1 pseudogene is annotated in these 1,721 nt (G+C 41.1%); it reads right to left on the bottom strand.

Going from position 1 to position 1,721, the window contains the following annotated elements:
* Positions 1-1,721 (bottom strand): annotated as a pseudogene (locus V7D82_RS13760) (hypothetical protein); the annotation flags it as partial.

Genomic DNA, 1,721 nt, shown 5'->3' with positions numbered 1-1,721 from the left:
TTACCTGAATAACCTGTGCCAATTGTCAATACTTTAACTATAGAAGAATTTGTACAAATTGCTGAAGTAGCTGCTGCTCCTGTTGGTAAACTCGGACTAGCAGCAATAGTTTTAGCAACTGGTTTGGCTTTAACGCTTACAACCACAACATTCGATGGCGCTGTATCACAATTACCTCCTATGCTGGTTACTGCATAATAAGCTGTAGAAGCCGCAAGGTTTCCTGTGTTAATAGTAGCTGTATGAAGCGTAAGAGCTGTCCACACTGGACTAGCTGAAGTATACGTAGTTGATTTATACCAAGTAATAGTACCAACGCCTCCTGTCAAAGTAACTGAAGTACCGGTTGCTGGACATAAAGCTGTCGTAGTAGCTGCACTAACAATTCCTGCTGTGGCTGACCCAGACAATACAAAGCTTGCCACTGTGGAGTAAGCTGATGAACAGGTTCCGCTTGTAATTCTAGCTCTAAACAATACCGGAACAGTAATATTTGTTACTAAATATTTAGCAGAAGTACTATTCACCGATGTGGTACTGAAACCACTAACGGTACCAGCGGTAGCCGCATTTGGTGCATCAGCATACGTAGCGCCTCCATCTAAAGAATATTCCCATTGAATTTTTCCAACATTACCCGAAACAGCTAAGGTTCCTGATCCACCTGAAGAACATACTGTTCCGCCACCTACTACTGATCCGCCTACTGATGGTGGGTCAACTTTGATAGTTTTAATAGCGGATAGTGCGGTAGCACCGTTACAAGTATTGAACACCTCTACTCTATAGGATTTAGGAGTATCGGCTGAGGCATTGGTAATCGTATAAGTAGTACCTGTAGCTCCCGGAATTAACGTAAATGTTCCGCCGGCTGCTGTTGTATACAATGGACAAGAATACCATTGGAAAGATGAACCGGCATAACCACTTAAAGTTAATGTCATATCATTTCCGGTACAAACGGAGGCTGCTGGCGTTTTAATACTTCCTGCTTTTAAAGTTGATAAAATTAAGATACCGGCGGCATCTGATGTAGCACTACCACAGTCCGCTGTAACAATTACTCTGTATTGTGTCCCTGCTTTTGGAAGAGCGGTAGTTAATCTTGTAATTCCTAAAGAAGCGGTAGTATAATTGCTATACACTGTTCCCGCATTAGTAGCGTCGATAGTAATCCAATCCGGATTCGATAGAGCCGTTGTTACAACTCTATACTGCCATACATAACTGGCATTTAAAGCGGTAGTAGCTACTGAAACACTAGCTGTTGATCCTAAAGCAGAACAGATATAAGTACTTGCCGGTTGTGTAGTAATAACCGTTGAATTGATAGTCAAATGCAACGTAGCGGTACTCGAACATCCTGAACTACTAGTATTTGCAACATATTCTCCACTTTGAGTATAGGTAACGCCATTAACCGGCCAGGTATAAGAATTACATGCTACTTGTGTTTCATTTGTTGGCACTCCATTGTTGATAATCAAGTGAAGCGTATGCCCATCCTGACAACCTGTAGTACCATTGGTGCTATCAAAAGTAAAATCTCCACTTGCTGTATACGTAACACCATTAACTGGCCAAGTATAACTATCACATCGTGTTACAAAATCTTCTGTATTTGCTGAATTATTAATCGTTAATACTAACGTTTTAGTAAGTGGACATCCACTATGATTAGTTCCGGTAAAAGTATATGTACCCGATTCAGTATACATAGC

This window comes from Flavobacterium sp. (assembly GCF_036741995.1).
GTDB lineage: Bacteria > Bacteroidota > Bacteroidia > Flavobacteriales > Flavobacteriaceae > Flavobacterium.
This window is presented reverse-complemented; position numbering and strand designations above follow the sequence as displayed.